This window comes from Cupriavidus sp. 05N40 (genome assembly GCF_056397305.1).
Genome location: NZ_JBFTND010000446.1, coordinates 1 through 995 on the forward strand (window position 1 = coordinate 1; position 995 = coordinate 995).

Sequence of the window (995 nt, forward strand, 5' to 3'; positions counted from 1 at the left end):
GCCCGGCACCGACCAGCCCGGCCAGCCCCAGTACTTCGCCGGCATGCACCTCGAAGCTGCAGCCCTTGACGCGCCGGCCGTCGGCCATGTCGCGCACCGACAGCATCACCTCGCCATGCTGGCCCGGCTTGGCATGGGTCTTGGTGTAGAAGCCCGACAGATCGCGGCCCACCATCATCTTGACCAGCGCCGCCCGGGTCAGCGCGGCGCGCTCCAGCGTGCCGACGAAACCGCCGTCGCGCAGCACCGTGACGCGGTCGGCCAGCTCGTCGATCTCAGCCATGCGGTGGCTGATGTAGAGGATGGCCATGCCCTCGCCGCGCAGCTGCCGGATCAGCGCGAACAGCCGGTCGGTCTCGTGGGTGGACAGCGGCGTGGTGGGCTCGTCCATCACCAGGATGCGCGCATCGAAATGCACCGCGCGGGCGATCTCCACCAGCTGCCGCTGCGCGATCGACAGGCCCGCCACGCAGGCGGTGGCCGGGAAGTCCGCGCCGAGGCGCACCAGCGTGGGTTCGCACGCGCGCGCCATGTCGCCGCGCGCCACCAGTCCGTGCTTCTGCAGTGCGCGGCCCAGGTAGATGTTCTCCGCCACGCTCAGGTTGGGCGCCAGGCTCAGCTCCTGGTAGATCACCGCCACGCCCAGCGCGCGCGCYGCCTGCGGGCCGTCGATCTGCACCGGCTGGCCGTCGATGCGGCATTCGCCGCCGGGGTCGGCGATATAGGCGCCCGAGAGGATCTTCATCAGCGTGGACTTGCCGGCGCCGTTCTCGCCCATCAGCGCATGCACCTCGCCGGCGTAGGCGGTCAGCTCCACGTTGYGCAGCGCGCGCACGCCGGGGAAGGTCTTGGAGATATTGCGCAGCGCCAGCAGCGGCGCCGGGTTGTCGGTGGCGATAGTGGCGATAGTGGCGAAAGTGGCGTTGGTGGCGGCTTGGTCAGACGATGGCATGGTTGGCCTCCGGAATGATGGCGGACGCGCCCTTGAGCAGCTC

The 995-nt window shown here is 70.2% G+C and carries 1 protein-coding gene; it reads right to left on the reverse strand.

Annotated elements, in window-relative coordinates:
• Positions 1 to 952: sugar ABC transporter ATP-binding protein (locus AC1DO7_RS41365; RefSeq protein WP_477117586.1), on the reverse strand; the 952-nt coding region annotated here is incomplete at its 3' end.
• Between the last annotated feature and the right edge of the window lie 43 nt (positions 953 to 995).